Origin of the sequence: Chitinophaga eiseniae (assembly GCF_900167135.1) — a bacterium.
In the GTDB taxonomy this organism is placed as follows: Bacteria; Bacteroidota; Bacteroidia; order Chitinophagales; family Chitinophagaceae; genus Chitinophaga; species Chitinophaga eiseniae.
In genome coordinates, this window is the sequence record NZ_FUWZ01000006.1 from 406003 (window position 1) to 424322 (window position 18320).

General features: G+C 50.0%; 16 protein-coding genes. 6 read left to right on the plus strand and 10 right to left on the minus strand.

What is annotated here, in order from left to right; genetic code table 11:
- Nucleotides 1–18 precede the first annotated feature (18 nt).
- Entirely contained in the window at nucleotides 19–3165 is a 3147-nt protein-coding gene (locus B5D63_RS30725) for a SusC/RagA family TonB-linked outer membrane protein (RefSeq protein WP_078672703.1), read from the minus strand.
- Nucleotides 3166–3775: 610 nt separating this feature from the next.
- Nucleotides 3776–5200: a T9SS type A sorting domain-containing protein gene (locus B5D63_RS30730; protein ID WP_078672704.1), complete on the minus strand. Its 1425-nt coding sequence runs from the start codon at nucleotides 5198–5200 to the stop codon at nucleotides 3776–3778.
- A 360-nt stretch (nucleotides 5201–5560) separates the two neighbouring features.
- On the opposite strand from B5D63_RS30730, the gene B5D63_RS30735 reads away from it, so the two are divergent.
- The 5 genes from B5D63_RS30735 to B5D63_RS30755 all read left to right on the plus strand — a co-directional run bounded on the left by B5D63_RS30735 (nucleotide 5561) and on the right by B5D63_RS30755 (nucleotide 12093).
- Nucleotides 5561–7717: a S9 family peptidase gene (locus B5D63_RS30735; protein WP_078672705.1), complete on the plus strand. Its 2157-nt coding sequence runs from the start codon at nucleotides 5561–5563 to the stop codon at nucleotides 7715–7717.
- A gap of 77 nt (nucleotides 7718–7794) precedes the next feature.
- A complete protein-coding gene (locus tag B5D63_RS30740) occupies nucleotides 7795–9906 on the plus strand; it encodes a sigma-54-dependent Fis family transcriptional regulator (RefSeq protein WP_078672706.1) in 2112 nt (703 codons plus the stop codon).
- A 153-nt stretch (nucleotides 9907–10059) separates the two neighbouring features.
- The gene (locus B5D63_RS30745) at nucleotides 10060–10815 is read left to right on the plus strand and encodes an SDR family oxidoreductase (protein ID WP_078672707.1); all 756 of its coding nucleotides are present in this window, start codon (nucleotides 10060–10062) and stop codon (nucleotides 10813–10815) included.
- Between the two features lie 36 nt (nucleotides 10816–10851).
- On the plus strand, nucleotides 10852–11034 hold the full coding sequence (locus B5D63_RS30750; RefSeq protein ID WP_078672708.1) for a hypothetical protein: 183 nt from the start codon (nucleotides 10852–10854) through the stop codon (nucleotides 11032–11034).
- 132 nt (nucleotides 11035–11166) lie between these two features.
- Nucleotides 11167–12093, plus strand: coding sequence for a phosphatase PAP2 family protein (locus B5D63_RS30755; protein ID WP_078672709.1), 927 nt, complete (start codon nucleotides 11167–11169; stop codon nucleotides 12091–12093).
- A 67-nt stretch (nucleotides 12094–12160) separates the two neighbouring features.
- On the opposite strand, the gene B5D63_RS30760 is transcribed toward B5D63_RS30755, so the two are convergent.
- The 5 genes from B5D63_RS30760 to B5D63_RS30780 are packed head-to-tail and all read right to left on the minus strand — an operon-like array spanning nucleotide 12161 to nucleotide 15497.
- Nucleotides 12161–12721, minus strand: a complete 561-nt coding sequence (locus tag B5D63_RS30760) for a sigma-70 family RNA polymerase sigma factor (RefSeq protein ID WP_078672710.1) — start codon at nucleotides 12719–12721, stop codon at nucleotides 12161–12163.
- Nucleotides 12721–13134, minus strand: coding sequence for an arsenate reductase ArsC (locus tag B5D63_RS30765; protein WP_078672711.1), 414 nt, complete (start codon nucleotides 13132–13134; stop codon nucleotides 12721–12723). The genes B5D63_RS30760 and B5D63_RS30765 overlap by 1 nt, the downstream gene beginning before the upstream one ends.
- A gap of 28 nt (nucleotides 13135–13162) precedes the next feature.
- On the minus strand, nucleotides 13163–14236 hold the full coding sequence (gene arsB / locus B5D63_RS30770) for an ACR3 family arsenite efflux transporter (protein WP_078672712.1): 1074 nt from the start codon (nucleotides 14234–14236) through the stop codon (nucleotides 13163–13165).
- 36 nt (nucleotides 14237–14272) lie between these two features.
- The gene (locus B5D63_RS30775) at nucleotides 14273–15112 is read right to left on the minus strand and encodes an arsenite methyltransferase (protein WP_078672841.1); all 840 of its coding nucleotides are present in this window, start codon (nucleotides 15110–15112) and stop codon (nucleotides 14273–14275) included.
- A gap of 55 nt (nucleotides 15113–15167) precedes the next feature.
- Entirely contained in the window at nucleotides 15168–15497 is a 330-nt protein-coding gene (locus B5D63_RS30780; protein ID WP_078672713.1) for an ArsR/SmtB family transcription factor, read from the minus strand.
- Between the two features lie 40 nt (nucleotides 15498–15537).
- On the opposite strand from B5D63_RS30780, the gene B5D63_RS30785 reads away from it, so the two are divergent.
- Nucleotides 15538–15786: an Imm51 family immunity protein gene (locus B5D63_RS30785; RefSeq protein ID WP_200817130.1), complete on the plus strand. Its 249-nt coding sequence runs from the start codon at nucleotides 15538–15540 to the stop codon at nucleotides 15784–15786.
- A 7-nt stretch (nucleotides 15787–15793) separates the two neighbouring features.
- Here the strand turns inward: B5D63_RS30785 and B5D63_RS30790 are convergent, their stop codons facing one another.
- The 3 genes from B5D63_RS30790 to B5D63_RS30800 are packed head-to-tail and all read right to left on the minus strand — an operon-like array spanning nucleotide 15794 to nucleotide 18223.
- Nucleotides 15794–16561, minus strand: a complete 768-nt coding sequence (locus B5D63_RS30790) for an ABC transporter permease (RefSeq protein WP_078672714.1) — start codon at nucleotides 16559–16561, stop codon at nucleotides 15794–15796.
- 1 nt (nucleotide 16562) lies between these two features.
- Nucleotides 16563–17330, minus strand: coding sequence for an ABC transporter ATP-binding protein (locus tag B5D63_RS30795; RefSeq protein WP_078672715.1), 768 nt, complete (start codon nucleotides 17328–17330; stop codon nucleotides 16563–16565).
- Between the two features lie 11 nt (nucleotides 17331–17341).
- Nucleotides 17342–18223 carry a pentapeptide repeat-containing protein gene (locus B5D63_RS30800; RefSeq protein ID WP_078672716.1) on the minus strand — a complete coding sequence of 294 codons (882 nt, stop codon included), beginning with the start codon at nucleotides 18221–18223 and terminating at the stop codon, nucleotides 17342–17344.
- Nucleotides 18224–18320: the final 97 nt, after the last annotated feature.

Genomic DNA, 18320 nt, shown 5'->3' on the forward strand with positions numbered 1-18320 from the left:
TAAACTTTTTTGCATGGTTTATAATCCAATGTTAACACCTACTGTAAATGTTTTTACGTTAGGGATATCATTGCCGTAAAAGCCATCCACTTCAATTTCAGGGTCCATGCCTTTATGTTTAGCCCATGTGAACAGGTTCTCAGCAGCCACGTAAATTCTGGCGCGCTGGATATGTGCACTGTTCAGGATGGATTTGGGAAGGCTGTAGCCCAGGTTTACCGTTTTCAGGCGCATATAGCCGCCATCAAACAGGAAGCGGGAAGATGTATTGGAGCCGAGGTCAGTGTTGTTTTCAACGAAACGCGGTACATCGGTAACGTCTCCTGGTTTCTGCCAGGCGCGGGCAGCCACATCGCTGGCGATGTTGGTACCTTTCGCGGAACCATCGTTGGAGATGGCCTGCAGATAAGAGTCGTAGATTTTGTTACCATAGTTAAAGAACAGCATCGCACTCAGGTCAAATCCTTTGTAGGTTGCTCTTACATTGAAACCACCATAGAATTTAGGCAGGGAGCTGCCCATTTTATAGCGACTTGCCTGTGTATACTGTTTGGTGGTGGTACGTTTACCGGTGAGGTTACCGTTGTTGTCGGTTTCGTTTCTGTACCACATTGGCTTACCATCCTGAGGATCTACGCCGGCGTATTCCGGGATGAAGAACTCATAACGGTCGCCACCTACTTTCCAGAGTTTGCTGCCAGTAGGAGCAATGATGGAATCAACGCCTCCGAGATCAACAATTTTGTTCTTGTTGGTAGTGATGTTAGCGCCCAGATCAAGCGTAAATTCGTTGTTACGAATTACATTCGCCTCTACTGCCGCCTCAAAGCCGGTATTATTCAGTTTAGCGAGGTTAGTTATCACAGACTCAAAACCGGTGGTCATAGACAGCGGCTTCTGAAACAGCAGTCCGTCAGAGCCACGACGGTAGTAACCTGCTTCCACACGGATCCTGTCGATAAAATAGGCTTCAATCCCCACATCGGTAGTGATAGCGCCTTCCCAGCGCAAGAGCGGGTTGCCCAGCTGGGCATATTTCGTACCGGCCTGACCGTTATAGTTGGCGCCTGCATCGTACAGGTCCAGACGGGCATAGCGGCCGATATTATCAGCACCACTCACACCGTGGCTGCCTTTGAGCTTCAGTTCTCTTAACCAGCCGGCCGTGCTGCTCATGAAGTTCTCTTTAGAGATCATCCAGGCGCCACCCACTGACCAGAAAGTACCATATCTTTTTTCCTCACCGAAGACAGAAGATCCGTCTGTACGGAGGCTGGCAGACAGGATGTACTTATTCTCGAAGTCGTAGTTAACACGGGAGAAATAAGAGTTAAATTTCTTCTGTGTGCGGTCTGAAGTTGGGTTGGTAGCCGTAGATCCCGCGCCCAGCTCAGAAATACCTTCAAACGGAAACCCTGTAGAACCGGCGGTCAGATTAGTATAAACATAGTTAAATGCTTCCTGGCCCACCAGTACGTTCACATGGTGTTTATCGAAGGTATTGTCAAATGTCAGGGTATTGACGATGGTCGTTCTGGTATCTCTCGGCGCGTATTTATTGCTACGACCGTTTACCGCTTTACCGTCGCCGTTTAGCGGGTTGTAATAGCGGCTTTCCCGCAGGTCTACCACATCAGCGCCCACCTGTGATTTGAAGGTCAGGTATTTCAGAAAATTCACCTCGGCATAAGCGGAGAGGATAGCTCTCAGCGTTTTAGCATTGTGAATGTTGGATTTGCTAAGGCCTACGGGGTTGTAATCCTTCATGACAGGATTGAGGTAATTGTAAGCCAGCCCACTTCCGGAGGGGTCCTGAACGGGGTTACCGTTAGCATCCCGTTGATACAGGGAATACACCGGAGCCACCCTGTCAGCAAAGTAAATCGGGTTAGCAGAACCGGTAGAACCCGGAGGTGTGTTCTGGTCGGTAGAAGAGAAAGTGGAGAACACACCGAATTTCAGGAAGTCGGTCGCCCTTGTTTCCAGGTTCAGTTTGGCATTGTAACGTTTGAAGTCAGACGCCATTATCACGCCTTTCTGATTGAAATAACCAGCACCGAAATAATAAGTGGTTTTGTCTGTACCACCGGAAACACTGATACCGTAGTCCTGGGTTATACCGGTCCTGGTGACAGCATCTCTCCAATCAGTATCATAGTATTTAACGGTACCGGAAGTCAGCCTTCCGTCAGCGCCATAAGGATTGGCGTTATTGAACGGATTGGCCTGCAGGGCCGCGATGGTGGACGCATTGGCTTGTTTAGCCGCATCTGCAGGCGAAGCACCGCCGGCAACACCTTGTTTATAGTAGGAATCCCACCAGTATTTGAAGTATTCTTCACTGCCCAGGAAGTCGTGCCTGTCAACAGCGATACCGGACCAACCGTTGCTGCCGGTCACGTTTACGCTCATTCTGCCGGCTTTACCTTTTTTGGTCGTGATGAGGATCACGCCATTGGCAGCACGGGAACCGTACAAGGCGGCAGCAGAAGCGTCTTTCAGCACCGTTACGGTTTCAATATCTTTAGGATCGAGGGTAGCCAGTACATCAGCAGTGGTAGAGGCTTGTGTGAAGTCACCAGTGGCCACTGCGATACCGTCCACTACGTACAACGGTGTACTATTGGCGTTCGCGTTGGTGCTGGTACCAAAGCCGCCTACGCCGCGAATACGGATAGTAGTGGCGCCACCTGGCTGCCCCGACACGCTTTGTACTGTTACACCCGGAACATTACCCTGTAAAGCTTTTTCGAAAGAGGTTACCGGTCTTTCTGCGAGCACTTCTGCTTTTACGACAGAGGCAGACCCGGTAAAGGTGGCTCTTTTCTGTGTACCATAAGCCACTACCAGTACTTCGTCCAGTACCTTGTCATCGGGCTTCAGGGCCACTCGGATGTCTGAACCTGCGCCCAGTGCCACTTCCTGTTCTTCGTAACCTACAAATGAAAAACGAAGTACTTTGTTCTCGCCCTGTACCGCTAAGGTGAATGTGCCTGATGCAGAGGTCACGGTCCCGGTTCTCTCGCCTTTGACCTGTACCGTCACGCCAGGTAATGGGTTACCGCCCTTGGCGTCTGTGACCGTACCTGTAATCGTCCTGTTTTGAGCCTGCAGTCCGGCTATTCCCGAACATAGCAGCATCAATAGAAGTAGAACTCTCTTCATTGTTATGGATTTTGGTTTAGATAAATGTTCACCCGTCTCACCCGGGAGGATGAGTCACGATATTGGCGCTGTGCTGTAAACTGATTTAGATTTTAATTTATCCTCTCTAAGCGGTTTAAATTTGGGCAGGGATCAAACGTACTTCTCTCATGCTGTTTCATCGTGAAACAGTCTGCAAAAACCATCTACAGTAATTTAAATGCCTGCCGGAAAATACTCAATAATGCTCTAAATAATTCGACTAAAAAAATTGCAAAAGGTCGCTTCAGGAAGAAAGTTAGTTATACCATCGTTGGCCAGGGATAAGCCATACACTTGGACTTAGTCAACATAGTTGGCTATTTCAATCATAAGCAAGTCAACATAATCTGATTGCTACAGCAAACAACTTCTCACAAAAAGGATCTCAAATGCACTTGTTCTACTTTATTGAATGCAAGATAATTTAACAAAACTATAATTTCCAAATTTATTTACGATTAGTTACAAAAAAAAAACGGGCGCCCCTATACGCAAGGGGGCCCATTTTCTATCTGACACAATAGTCAATACGATGCCATACAATCTACCCAAAACGACGGTATCATACAGTGTTTATCCTTTTACGCCATTACAGGGAATGGGATACGATCACTACTTTACTTTGTTTTTCCTTACCGGTGATCACCTGCATTATATAAGTACCGTCTTTTACGTCCTGTACATTCATCATTGCTTTCCGTGCACCAGCAGTCAACCTCATTCGTTTGATTTCTTTATAGTACATGTCGTAGAGGATGATAACTGCGGCATCTTGCGCAGACGTTTTCAGCGTAGCTGCAGATGTACCGGACATATCGATGGAGACATAGCTACCTGCCGGATTGGGGCTTACCGTAAACGTGCTGCCACCGCCACTATCCAGCGTCCCTGTCCGGTGGAGCTCGGTGCTCCATCCGCATTCATTTTTCCATTTTACATACATGGACACCGAACCGGGTAAGGTAGGACCCGAAACATTGTTCATCTGCACGTAGATGAGTTTTTTATCGTTGTGATAGCTTTCTATAGTCCCGCCGATGACCGTCCAATCAATATCCAGTACGTTACCATAGTTTGCCGGTGGTCCAACGGAAAACTCATAAGTCTGCCCACCGGCAAAGTGTATGCCGTTACGGGGAAAGCCCATGATAAAGTTGATAGGCGGCGTACCTGTTCCCAGTGTTTTCACAGCCGTATCGCTGGCGCCGCATTCGCCTACCGCAAATACTTTGAGGCTTGCTTGATAATCCCCGCCGGCAGAAGATATAGATACATTGTTGCCACTGGCGCCTGTAATGGTAACGGGAGAAGGCTGACCGTTGATCCGGATGTTGGGGTTATCGGCAGTCCAGGTGTACGATGTGACGCTAGGATATGCGGCCACACTGAGCGTCTGGGCACCGCTGTTGCAGATAACACCCGGTCCTGAAATATTGCCGATAGCAGGTTTGGGACGTGTTATGGCTACCGTGGATGCACGGAACTTGTTGCAGCTGTCATTTTTAGCGACTATCGATACATTGCCCTGGGCCCCGTTGTTAATATTCATGGTAAACTGATGGTTGCTGATCCGGGTAACAGGCCAGCCGGCATCATTTGATACATAAACAGAATCGGCATTGGGAATATTATCGACGGTAATGGTCGTAGCGCCTCTGAACGAACAGGGAAAACTTCTTGTCAGGGTGGTATACTCTATCGGTCTTCCGATGCCCCGTACCGTTATCGCCTGTGAAGTATCGCGGAACTGGCTGCCGTCAGCCCACCGTATATCCGCCACCACGCGAGGCTTTATTGGCTGATCATCCGGGAACTTAATATAACATTGGGCGCCTGTTGGCTCAACAATACCGAAGCCACCGATCACCGTATAGCTGATCGTGTTATAAGGCCTGGTGGTCACATACGAATATGTGTATTGTGTATTCGGGCATACTGTGGTCGGGCCGGTTACCTGCGCCTGCGCCAACATGGAAAAGAGGGAAGCGAAACAAAAAAGAATAGTAGACTTCATGGCATTTTAAAGGGTTTTATGAATAAAAAAGGATTGACGGAATAGCATGTTTATGGCATCAGTTTTTCATCTTCAGAAGGATACAGGTATAACAATAACAGGCGGCACATACTGACACTCAGGTTAACAGCTATAAGAGATCAGCAATGATTTCAGTGGCTGTATCACGGGTTTTATGATAAATGGTCCGATAGTAACGAGTCTAAGCTAAACAATATCTCAGTATTCCGGAAAAAAAAATGACACTTGATATTTTTGTATACACATTTAGGTCAATATATGAACACGATCTATCAATAACCGCTAACATCCCTGCATAACGATCACTATATTTATGCGCGAAAAGTATACGATAGCAATATGAAGTACCGCTTATTTTGGAGCGTGGCTGCAGCCGGCAGCCTTTCCTGCACCGCTCTTTCGGCGCAACAGCTTTCCCGGGCGCCTTACCTGCCTGACCATGCAGCGGTCATGGGACGTTACCAAAAAGTACAACTAATGGACAGTCTTACGCGCAAAAAAGTATTCCGGCATAATGTGGATGCCAGCTGGCTTCCCGGCGGTGAGCGGTTCTGGTATATGGTCGGCAACAGTGAGGACACGACGAAAACCTATTACCTGGTACATGCTGCTACCGGACACAAAAAAGAAGTAAAGGATACTGCCGAGCAGCAGCGGCTGATCGTCGCCGGCAGACCGTCATCACCGGTAGCGCAACGAGAGCCGTCCCGATGGCAGGATTTTGAAACAGACCCCGTATCTCCCGATAAACAATGGATTGCCCGTATCATTAACGGCAACGTATATATTCAATCTGCCGGAGACAGTGCGCTGACACAGCTGACCGCTAACGGCGCCGACACTGGTCAGGCAGCCCGTTATGAAGCGCTGGCATGGTCTCCCGACAGCAGGTATATAGTGGGATATCTTACCCGGCCTGTCACAGATTCGGCTGTTTATTATGTGCTGACGGATGTTGCCCGCACCACCCGCGGACAGCTCCGCTCCCACCCCTATAAACAACCCGGAGATCCTTTCCCGTCCTACCAGATGTATATCTTTTCCATCACGGATAAAAAAGTAATCCGGACAGACGCTGACGCGCTGGATTTCTTTGGCCCGCCTGTATTGCATTGGCGGCATAAAGCGCCCCGTTATTTTTTATATGAGAAGGTAGACCGTGGCCATCAGCGTTTCCGGGTGATGGAGGCAGATGCGCTTACCGGGGCCACCCGGACCGTTTTAGACGAGCAGGTACCCACTTTTATTTATGAATCGCGGCTTTACACCCATTATCTGCCGGAGACCAACGAGATGTTGTGGACATCCGAAAAAGACGGCTGGCGGCACCTCTACCTCGTCAATACCCTCACCGGAGCGGTAAAAAACCAGGTCACCCGCGGAGAATGGGTGGTACGTAGTATCGACAGTGTGGACGCCGTCAAAAGAGAGATATGGTTTCGTGCAGCGGGTATGGAACCGGGGGAAGACCCTTACTTTATCCATTATTACCGTATCGGTTTCGATGGTCAGCATCTTGTTAAGCTCACTCCGGCAGCAGGCAACCACCAGGTATACTTTTCGCCCGACCGGAAATACTATATCGATAAATACTCACAGGTAAACGTTCCCCCGGTGAATGAACTGCGCCGTACGGCCGACGCTAAACTTATTACGGTAACAGAACGGGCCGATGTCAGCGCCTGGCAAGCCACCGGTGTTCCCTTCCCTACCCCGTTCCATGCCAAAGGCAGGGACGGAAAAACAGATATCTGGGGCATTATGTGCCGCCCTTCGGACTACGACAGCACACAGCTGTATCCTATTATAGAAAACATCTATGCCGGTCCGCATGATGCATTTGTGCCGAAGAGTTTTATGAGTTACTATACGGACATGCAACGCCTGGCGGACCTGGGCTTTGTGGTGGTGCAAATAGACGGCATGGGTACTGCCAACCGTTCCAAGGCATTCCATGATATATGCTGGAAAAACCTGTCAGACGCCGGCTTTCCCGACCGTATCCTTTGGATCAAGGCGCTGGGGAAAAAGTATCCTTTCGCAGACACCTCCCGCGTGGGACTGTACGGCACCTCCGCCGGCGGACAAAACGCGCTTGGCGGCCTGCTTTTTCATCCGGAGTTTTACAAAGCGGCGGTAGCTTCCTGCGGCTGCCACGATAACCGTGTGGACAAACAGTGGTGGAATGAACAATGGATGGGTTATCCGGTGGGAAAACACTATGAAGAACAGTCCAACGTTACCCACGCCGGTAAACTGAAAGGCGCCCTGTTGCTGATAGTGGGCGAAGCGGATACCAATGTGCCGCCGGAGTCCACCTATCGCGTAGTCAACGCGCTGATCAAAAACAATAAAACCTTTGAGTTCCTTCCTATACCGGGAATGGGCCACAGCGATGGCGGTCCGTATGGACGGACCAGACGCAATGACTTCTTTGTGCGGCATCTGCTGAAAGCCGTGCCGCCGGACAGGAATAACGCCCATAATAGTTTTTAGGAAGGCACCTGCGCGCCATCTTCCTTCAGGCTTAAAAAATCTTATTCACTATATTTAGCCTGATTTAACGCGTATCCATGAAAAAAGAAAAATTACAGGGACCGGAGCAACCTGTTCTTTCTAAAGCCGTGCTGGAACAGGAAAGAAAGATGTTGCTGGACCTCGGTAATGATATCACCCGGGTCAGGGATAAAAATGACCTGCTGCTGCTTTTCTCCAGGCGGCTCAAACGATATTTTTATTTCACGCACACCATCGTCACCCTCATCGATGAAAAAGGTGGTACTTACACCCCTTTTCTGCTGGACAATGAACACTCACCCATCCGGACGCACGCGAGATATGCAGAACTGGTCAAAGCCCGTTTCCCGCTGAACGAGCCTTTCATACAGGCGGTATTGCAGGCCAATGGCCCCATCTCCTTTCTGTTGGAAGCGGTAATGGACCAACCGGGCAGCCCAGTCTTCCTTAAAGTGAATTACGAGGAAGGCGTGCGGGAAATACTGATGACGAAGATCATGATGGAAGACAAGCCGGTGGGCTTTATCCATATGTATACCGACAAACCCGGAAGTTTCACCAACGAATTCCGGAGCGTGATCAATGGCATTGTTCCCCAGTTGTCGGGCGCTGTCTCCAACATCCTCAAAAACGAAGAGATCTATAAAACAGAAAGAGAGAAATCTTTTCTGCTGGACTTCAGTAATGAAATAGCGAAGGTCCGGTCCAAGCCGGAGCTGCAGGCCGCTATCTTCAAGGTATTGGATAAAACGATGCACACGCAGCTGGCCATGATCCGGGTGATTGACGACGACGGCATTCATCTTTCAATGTTTATGTGCGACCCCACTTTATTTGGTGGCGCCAAAGCTTTTGAGCAAATGTCCAACACGCGGATCACCGTGGAAGAGCCGTACACGTCGAAGGTGCTGGCCAGCAAAGAAGGGCTGGTGTTCAGCGTTGCGGAGGAAATAAAAGGCGGTAACGATTATGCCAGGCTATGGGCTACCACCGGCCGGAAAAACATGTACAGTTTTCCCCTGCGGGTGGGTGACCGCAACATCGGCACCATCTGGATGCTGGCCAACAAACTCAGTAAGTTGCTGCTGAAAGGTATCTGCGCGCAGATATCCATCTCCATTGCCAACATTCAGGCCAACGAAAAACTGCTGGCCTATAAAAAACAACTGGAAAATGAAAATGACTATCTGAAAGAACAGATCAGGACCATCTACAATTTCTCCGAAATAGTAGGCAACGGTGCTGCCATGCAGGAAGTTTACCGGCTGATATCGCTGGTGGCGGCATCAGGCACCACGGTACTCGTGCTTGGTGAAACAGGCACCGGCAAAGAACTGATCGCCCGCGCCATTCACAATGCTTCCACCCGTAAGGACAAACTGATGGTAAAAGTCAATTGCGCTGCATTGCCGGCCAACCTGATAGAGAGCGAATTATTCGGTCACGAACGGGGCGCCTTCACCGGCGCTACGGAGAAACATATCGGCAAATTCGAACTGGCCAACCAGAGCACCCTGTTCCTTGATGAAATCGGTGAACTTCCATTGGAGGCGCAGGCTAAACTGCTGCGCGTTATCCAGGAGCGGGAACTCGAAAGGGTTGGCGGCAAACAAACCATCCGGGTGGACGTGCGGCTGATTGCCGCCACCAACCGGAACCTGGAAGAAGCCGTCAGGGCGGGCCAGTTCCGGGAGGACCTCTACTACCGGCTAAACGTGTTCCCCATTCCGCTGCCACCGCTGCGGGAACGGCCGGAAGACCTCGAACCACTGGCAAATTTCTTCGTGAAAAAATATGCCCGGAATGCCGGCAGGAAAATCAGTCAGATCGCTTCCAAAGCTATGCAGCAGCTACATAGCTACAACTGGCCCGGCAACGTGCGGGAACTGGAGCATATGATAGAACGCAGCGTATTGCTCGCGACAGACGGAATCCTGAAAGACGTCTATATCCCCCAAAAAAATATACCGGAAAAACAAAGTCCTGCCTACCTGGTCAACCGGTCGCTCGAAGAAGTGGAACGCAGCTATATCATTGACATCCTCAAACGCTGCCACGGAAAGATCTCCGGCGTCGGCGGCGCCGCAGAAATACTACAGGTGCCCGGTAATACCCTCCATTCCAAAATGAAAAAACTGGGCATTACCAAAGCAGACTACTTCTCCTGATAACCGCTCACTTTATATCGTGAATGTTTTCGTGCTTTCACGATATGAAGTGAAAGGGAAAATGCGACATCTGCTGTTTTTTAATGATTATCAACCACTTACAATTTCGGCACGCGACTCGACTTACTGACTGCAAACTAAAAATTCAAACTTATGAAAATCGTAGTCATCGGAGGTACAGGCCTCATCGGTAGTAAAGTCGTCGCTAAAATCCGTCAGGCAGGTCATGAGGTGATCGCAGCGTCACCGGCTACAGGCATCAACACTATTACCGGGGAAGGACTGGACGAGGCACTCGCTAATACTGATGCAGTGGTAGACCTGGCCAACTCCCCTTCTTTTGAAGACAAAGCGGTGCTGGAATTTTTCCAGACGGCCGGCCGCAACCTGCTGGCAGCAGCAGTCAAAGCCGGGGTAAAACATCATCTGGCGCTGTCTATCGTGGGCGTGGACCTCATGCAGGAAAGCGGCTACATGCGCGCAAAAAATGTACAGGAAAACCTGATCAGGCAGTCCGGCGTACCCTACACCATCATCCGCAGCACCCAGTTTTTCGAATTCATTGGCGGTATCGCGCAACAAGCGACGGATGGTAACCTGGTGCATATATCCGACCTTCAGTTTCAACCCATCGCAGCAGAAGATGTGGCGAGCTTTGTGGCAGAAGCGGCACTGTCAGCGCCTGTCAACGGGATACAGGAGATTGCAGGCCCCGGCCGTTTTACCATGCCGGAACTCGTAACTCGCTACCTTGAAGCCACCAATGATCCCCGTCAGGTGGAAGCCAACCAGAACCTGCAATATTACGGCGCCCGCATCAGTCATGCTGCACTGGTTCCCGCGGGACAGGCCAAACTGGGCGCCATCGATTTTGAGCACTGGCTGAGCAGCCGGTTAGCCAAAGCGTAGGTCGTTGCTATATTTCACCCCTTAACACCGACAGTTATGCATTTCACTTTTCTGCACCCGTTTAAACTAAAACTGCACGACGACCATTCACTCGTGCCGCTTCACACCGCTCCACATAATACGGACGAAGGCGGCGAATTCCTGGATGATGCGTTACGCATGGAAGACCTGTTTCTTCCGGCTGGAGGCGACGCTCCGGCTGGAGCAACTATTGAATAGGTACATTCATTTCCCTGGAAGCCGCCCCCGTTCGGGGCGGCTTCCAGGGACTAGTCCTAAAGTGAACTTTCGCTGCATCCTTTTCAGACATTCCCCGTCATAGGTTAAATACACTTTTAAAACTACTAAGCTATGATGATGAAAATGAAACACCAGAGAAGGGCCTTGTATTTCCTTTTAACTTTTGCCGTGACCGGCCTGCTGTTAAGTGCCATCCGGATCAGTACCAGCCGTGTCCATCCCCTGGAAGCGATCGGGCAGCATTATAAAACACTCGCCGCATTGAGTCCGCAGCCCAACAACAGACGCGCATGGATGGATACGATCAGGTACCCGTGGACGGAATATGGCAAAGGCGCCATCAGCAATATGCTGTGGCGGACTGTGTACCTTAGTCCGCAGGAGGAATCAAAACTGGCCGCGCTGGTCCATGTACCGGCCAACAGCTCAGACCAAACCCGGGCGGAACTGGACTATATGCTACAACTCCAAAAAAACAGAACACCCAAAGAAACGGAACGAGCCCAATACATCGCCAACATTGGCTCCTGGCCTAACATACTGAATCCGGAGGATCCTGACTATCAGCTGAACCGGCAACAGCTATTCTACATTGCCTCGCCTGTCGGAGAATCGTATAACGACAGGAACTTTCCGGCAACTGCGGCATTGCTGCTGAAATGTATCCAGGATGTACGGGCAACTGAATTCCGGTTAAAATGGAGCTTCCGACGTCCGCGTCCTTATCACCTGGAACCCGCACTACATCCGCTGGCACGGATCAACTCCCCCTCATTTGCCAGCGGCCATTCATTATGGGCCTTCTCAGAAGCATTTGTATTTGCGGAGATAATCCCGGAAAAAAGGGCCGCATTCCTAAAAATGGCAGAAGAGGTACGGTGGTCACGGGAATTGATGGGAATACACTACCCCAGTGATAACGAAGCATCGCGGGTGATTAGCTGGCACCTGCTCAATGCCTGGTCTAAAAATCCCCTGTTCGTTGCAGACCTGGAGAAAGCGAGAAAAGAGTGGAAGGAAAGGAAACAGGCATTCTGATACCACCAGGATGTTCAAAAGCGCCTCCTTCCGGAAGGCGCTTTTTTATTTATAATTCAGGAATGCTTCAACAGAACTTACTGCGGGGAGATGAGTTATCACAACAGGACAGAATATTGCCGTATTTATCAAACTCATATTCACAACATTGCAGAATAATTTCTTTCAACCGCTCTCTCGCCCGCTGTACCCTTGATTTAGCACCGGACACAGATATTCCGGCAATGTCCGCATATTGTTTCTGCGTATAACCGTCCAGCTCCGTTAATATTAGTGCCTGCCGGTATATTTCGGGCAATGTTTCCATCATCGGTCTGAGACAACCGGCCAGCGTATACTCCTCTTCCGGAGGAACGGCTTCCTCCGCAGGGTCCGGGCCGTATGCCACCGACACCTGCCGCACTTTCTGACGACGCCGGTGATGATCTGTAATGACATTGTTGGCCATACGGTACAGGTAAGCCCTGATATTATCGGCAGCACTCACTTTGGCGAGGTTGATATAAACTTTCAGAAATACTTCCTGCAAGAGGTCCTTGCATACAGCATCGTCCCCTGTCTGTCTGCAGATGAATTTCTCCAGCTCGTTGCTGAATTGCTGCCATATGGCGGTTACCGGTTGTTGCATTACAGGTGAGTTGCCACGAAAGATTGCGTATAGTCTTTTATGATCTGCCGTACCGCTCTGAATTGCTGCATGATTTCGTCTTCCGTTCCTGTAGCTTTGGCCGGGTCCGGGAAGTTCTCATGGAATTTCTGTGCAGTGGAGGGAAAGAAAGGGCATCTTTCTTTTGCGTTATCACAAACAGTAATCACGTAGTCGAAGGGTATATCGCGGTATTCCGTGATATTGTTCGAGGTGTGGCCTGAGATATCGATGCCATCTTCCGCCATAGTGGCGATGGCCCGCGGATTGACGCCATGTGTTTCAACACCGGCGCTGTAAACTGCTGCCTTTTCCCCGGCGAAATATTTTAAATAGCCTTCGGCTATCTGACTGCGGCAACTGTTGCCGGTACAAAGGACCAATATTTTTTTCATGTTTAATGAGATATGATGACTGAAGATATCATGCGTTTACAGTGGCATCGGAAGGATACCATTTTCTTCGAAACCAGAAGGCAACGTTCACGAGGGCGATAAGGGCAGGCACCTCCACCAGCGGCCCGATCACTCCTACAAAAGCCTGACCGGAATTGATGCCGAATACGCCGATGGCCACGGCAATAGCCAGTTCAAAGTTATTACCGGCTGCAGTGAACGCGATGGCGGTGTTCCGGGAATAGTCGGCTCCCGTTGTTTTGCCCAGCAGAAAACTTACCAGGAACATAATAGCAAAATAGATGACCAACGGGATGGCTATTCTGATGACGTCGAAAGGTATCTGCACGATCAGCTCACCTTTAAGGCTGAACATCACCACGATGGTAAACAGCAGTGCTATCAGCGTGACGGGCGAAATGAACGGAACATATTTTTCCTGAAACCACTTTTCGCCTTTCCATGCAATCAGGCCATAACGGCTGATGATACCAGCCGCAAAGGGAATGCCCAGATAGATGCCCACGCTTTTAGCGATCCCTCCAATGGTTACAGCCACATTGATGCCCTTCATACCAAAGACAGTAGGCAACCAGGTGATAAAAACATAAGCGTAGACACTGTACAACAACACCTGAAAAATACTGTTCAATGCGACCAGTCCTGCTGCGTATTCCCTGTTACCGTCTGCCAGTTCATTCCACACGATTACCATTGCAATACACCTGGCGAGGCCGATGAGTATAAGCCCCGTCATGTATTCGGGGTAACCATGCAGAAACAGTACCGCCAGCGCAAACATGAGAATAGGCCCTATTATCCAGTTCAGCAGCAGTGAAACCGATAACACTTTCGTATTCCGGAACACCTCGCCCATATGCTCATATTTCACTTTAGCCAGTGGCGGATACATCATCAGAATCAGTCCAATGGCCAACGGGATGTTTGTTGTCCCGGATGAAAAGGAATTAATAAATCCGGATGATGACGGGAAAAAATACCCTATGCCAACACCGAGGGCCATTGCCAAAAATATCCATAATGTGAGGTACCGGTCTAAAAAACGCAGCTTTTTCTGCTGGCCCGGGTGACAGTTTTGCATGATGTTACGGTATATAAGTGATTAGTTTGGAATCGGTCAGCAGCAGCCCGGAGGACAACAAGCCGCATCTGCAGGTTTTTCCGCGTATACGGTGATGCTGTATATACCGGTAGTGCCTGAACGAAATGCTGCGATTTCATCTGCGCTCAGGTAGTTGGCCAGGATATCGTCCGGAATGGTAATGGTCTTTTCTTTCTGAATGGTAATATTTTTAAATCCATTATTTTTGATCATGTCCAGGTATTCCTGTTGTTGTACGGCGCCAGACACGCAGCCGGCATACATTTCAGCCGCCTGTTGGATGGTGGCGGGCAACGTACCCTGCAATACAATATCAGAAATACTGAAATGCCCACCGGGTTTCAGCACGCGGTATATTTCGCTGATAACACCGTTCTTATTGGGGACCAGGTTCAGCACGCAGTTGCTGACCACTACGTCTGCTGTGTTGGCAGTCACCGGCATTTTTTCGATATCCCCCTGGCGGAATTCCACATTGTTGAACTGTAGTTTCTCCGCATTTGCCCTGGCTTTGTCAATCATGGCGGGAGTAAAATCGATTCCGATCACTTTTCCTGCTTCGCCGGTTTCCTGCCGGGCGATAAAACAGTCATTGCCGGCACCTGAGCCAAGATCGATCACCGTATCTCCCTTTTTGATTTTCGCAAACTGCGTTGGCAGCCCGCAGCCCAGCCCCAGATCAGCATCCGGGTTGTACCCTTCCAGCGAAGAGTAATCGTCGCTCATAATATTATACACTTCAGTGGAACAGCAGCCGGAACCGCAACAGGAGGCCGCGTTGGTGGCTTTGTCCTGTAAAGCGATCTCACTGTATTTCTGTCTGACGATCTCTTTCATTTGTTCATCGGTAGTCATAACATACATATTATCGTATTATTGCAATATTGCGATATATAAAGACAAAAAAATATTAGCAGCAGGTATTTTGCAGGTCGACGTCTTTAAAGAAGGCATTAAAAAGCTCCTTGTACTGTTTCCAGACTTTTGGGTTGATACAATAGCACACGCTCACCCCTTCTATGGAACCCTGTATGATGCCAGCTGTCTTCAGCTCTTTGAGGTGCTGGGAAGTGGTGGCTTGTGCCAGCCCCAGTTCTTCCACCAAATCGCCACAAACGCAGGCATTCTTTTTCACAAGGTATTGCAGGATGGCAATACGTGCCGGGTGCGCCAAAGCTTTGGCCATGGCGGCCATTTCATTCTGCTGTTGCGTAAAGAGATCTGTTTTTGTTGCGCCCATAATCAATTGTATTATTGCAATATTACGATTAATTTTGGTTTTGGAAAGAAAAATTTCTTCTATAACGATCGAATGGCAATCCATCGTCACGTGTCCGGACTGTGGCCACCAAAAGGAAGAACAAAAACCGGCATTAGCCGGCATTGTTAAATTTGACCCCGAAGCGGATATGTTTTGCGCCTATTCGCTCAACAAAGAGGCCTTAAAAGAATTTGCGCTTTCCTTTAAAGAGGCGTGTGAAAACGACATCCTGATAAAGGACTTGTTTTCGCGGGCTGAACCGGATTAGCCATCAGCTACCCTCGTTTATTGTACACCCGCATTGCGAAGGCGTAAGCCACGAGCATAATTCCCAGGCACCATGCCAGCGCCACCCATATTTCTCCGTTGACCGGCTGATTGGAAAGCAGTGCCCGTATGGCATTCACCATGGGCGTCAGCGGCTGGTTTTCGGCAAAGGCCCGCACGCCTGCCGGCATCGTATTGGTGGGCACAAAGGCAGAACTGATCAACGGCAGGAAGTGGATCGGATAAGCAATGGCGCTGGCGCCATCCACTGATTTTGCAGATAACCCGGCGATAGCAGCCACCCAGGTCAGCGCCAGCGTGAACATCGCGAGTATCCCTGCTACCGCCAGCCATGACAGCACGCCCGCGGATGAACGGAAACCCATCAGCAACGCCACCAGCACGATCACGGACACCGAAATCACATTGGAGACCAGCGACGTCAGCACATGGCCCCACAGGGCCGCGGAACGGGCAATAGGCATCGAATTGAAACGTTCGAATATTCCCCGCTGCACATCGGTAAACAGGCGGAAAGATACGTACCCGATACTGTTGGCCACGGCGATAAGCATAATGCCCGGCAACAGGTAGTTGACATAGTTGTCAGCACCGCTTTGAATGGCGCCGCCCAACACATACACAAACAACAGCATGAGCGCAATGGGCATGATAGTCACCGTAATGATCGTGTCCATGCTGCGGAAGATATGGCGCATGGAACGTCCCAGCATAACACCCATATCCATGAAATAGTAGTTTTTTGTTGCTTCCATTTTATACGACCTCCTTTTTGCCAACGATGCTGAGAAAAATTTCTTCCAGCGTCGGCTGTTTTTCAATGTATTCTTTTTTCGCAGGCGGGAACAGCTCTTTCAGCTCTGCCAGCGTGCCATTCACGATAATGCGGCCTTTGTGAAGAATAGCGATCCTGTCGGCCAACTGCTCTGCTTCTTCGAGATACTGGGTAGTCAGGAAGACAGTGGTGCCGCTGCTGGCCATCTCTTTGATAATTTTCCACACTTCTATGCGCGCCTCGGGGTCCAGCCCGGTGGTGGGCTCGTCCAGGAAGATAAGCCGGGACTGTCCCACCAGGCTCATGGCGATGTCCAGCCGGCGCCGCATTCCCCCGGAATACGTGGATGCCCGGCGGTTAGCCGCGTCGGTGAGACCGAAGCGCTGCAGCAGGCTGTCGGCCACCTGGCGCGGATCAGTGAGGTGCCGTAACTGCGCCATCATCACCAGGTTTTCCCTCCCGGTCAATATCTCATCTACCGCTGCAAACTGACCAGTGAGACTGATGGACCGCCGCACTTCTTCCGGCTGCGACGCTACGTTGAAGCCGTTTACCATAGCAGTTCCACCGTCCTCCCGGAGCAAGGTGGTCAGGATTCTGACGATGGTGGTTTTGCCGGCGCCGTTGGAACCAAGCAACGCGAAAATGGTACCCGCCCTGACCTGGAAATTCACGTCTGCCAGTACCGGCACGTGTTTGTAGGATTTCTTTAATCCTTTTACCGAAATAGCGAATTCATTTTGTAACATGTATATTGGTTTTATAGTGTTATCAAGGTAATCCCGCTCATATCCGCTTTCCCGTTTTTCAGGAATTCATAAGTCATCCGGTCAGCCTCACAATTCACAAACCGGAGCGGTTTTAATGTCCTGCATTTGAAGAAAGTATTCAGAAGCCTGGCGTCCTGGAAGGTCACCCTGGAAAAAGAACAGTTGTCAAAATAACAGTCCTCCAGCGTGTTGCCATCGAACACCATATCCGCCAGGGATGTGCTGACAAAGGAAGTCCGGTTCAGGATGGCGTTTGTCATCGTATTCTTTGCGCAGCTGGCAGCATGGAAGTTTGCCCCGGTAAAATCCGCCCCGGAGAAATTGCAGCTCTTAATATGGCTTCCGGAGAATTCAGCTTCCCTCAGCGAGCATTCCTTAAAGAGATTGGTGTCTAAATGGGACTTTTGAAAATGGCTGTTGTTCATATCGGAACCGGAAAAATCGCAGCTGCTTACATGGTTGCCTTTCAGCAGCAACCCGGCCATCTCCGAGCCGATGAACCTGCAACGCTGCATATTGGACGCACTGAATTTCTCATGCAGGTTCTTCAGGCCGGAGAAGTCAGCGTCCACCCAATTGCCGAGCGACATATCCCAGGCACGCTTCGTCTCATGCTCCGTAGCAACGTCTGCCGCCAGCGGCTGGTCCGATTCGCCGGCAGCAGACGGAAAACCTTCTGAGAAATAATTGAGGTCCACCCGGAGGACTTGTGCCAACCGGTTCATCGTAATGATATCCGGAATGGACTCCCCCCGCTCCCATTTTCCTACCGCCTGCGGACTGATAAAAAGCAATTGAGCCAATTGCGCCTGCGACATATCTACCTGTTTTCTTGCTTTGGCAATCTTGCTGCCGATGATCTTAATGTCCATCTGTGTACTGTTTTGTTTTTCGATAATGCAAAGATATCCGGCTTCTGATCAGGACCATCAAAAGCAACGCTCCTGTTAGTTGTATCATCGCTACTCC

Coding starts and splice junctions, on each gene's coding strand:
- B5D63_RS30725 (WP_078672703.1), bottom strand. CDS start 3,165: ATGAAGAGAGTTCTACTTCTATTGATGCTGCTATGTTCGGGAATAGCC.
- B5D63_RS30730 (WP_078672704.1), bottom strand. CDS start 5,200: ATGAAGTCTACTATTCTTTTTTGTTTCGCTTCCCTCTTTTCCATGTTG.
- B5D63_RS30735 (WP_078672705.1), top strand. CDS start 5,561: ATGAAGTACCGCTTATTTTGGAGCGTGGCTGCAGCCGGCAGCCTTTCC.
- B5D63_RS30740 (WP_078672706.1), top strand. CDS start 7,795: ATGAAAAAAGAAAAATTACAGGGACCGGAGCAACCTGTTCTTTCTAAA.
- B5D63_RS30745 (WP_078672707.1), top strand. CDS start 10,060: ATGAAAATCGTAGTCATCGGAGGTACAGGCCTCATCGGTAGTAAAGTC.
- B5D63_RS30750 (WP_078672708.1), top strand. CDS start 10,852: ATGCATTTCACTTTTCTGCACCCGTTTAAACTAAAACTGCACGACGAC.
- B5D63_RS30755 (WP_078672709.1), top strand. CDS start 11,167: ATGATGATGAAAATGAAACACCAGAGAAGGGCCTTGTATTTCCTTTTA.
- B5D63_RS30760 (WP_078672710.1), bottom strand. CDS start 12,721: ATGCAACAACCGGTAACCGCCATATGGCAGCAATTCAGCAACGAGCTG.
- B5D63_RS30765 (WP_078672711.1), bottom strand. CDS start 13,134: ATGAAAAAAATATTGGTCCTTTGTACCGGCAACAGTTGCCGCAGTCAG.
- arsB (WP_078672712.1), bottom strand. CDS start 14,236: ATGCAAAACTGTCACCCGGGCCAGCAGAAAAAGCTGCGTTTTTTAGAC.
- B5D63_RS30775 (WP_078672841.1), bottom strand. CDS start 15,112: ATGACTACCGATGAACAAATGAAAGAGATCGTCAGACAGAAATACAGT.
- B5D63_RS30780 (WP_078672713.1), bottom strand. CDS start 15,497: ATGGGCGCAACAAAAACAGATCTCTTTACGCAACAGCAGAATGAAATG.
- B5D63_RS30790 (WP_078672714.1), bottom strand. CDS start 16,561: ATGGAAGCAACAAAAAACTACTATTTCATGGATATGGGTGTTATGCTG.
- B5D63_RS30795 (WP_078672715.1), bottom strand. CDS start 17,330: ATGTTACAAAATGAATTCGCTATTTCGGTAAAAGGATTAAAGAAATCC.
- B5D63_RS30800 (WP_078672716.1), bottom strand. CDS start 18,223: ATGGACATTAAGATCATCGGCAGCAAGATTGCCAAAGCAAGAAAACAG.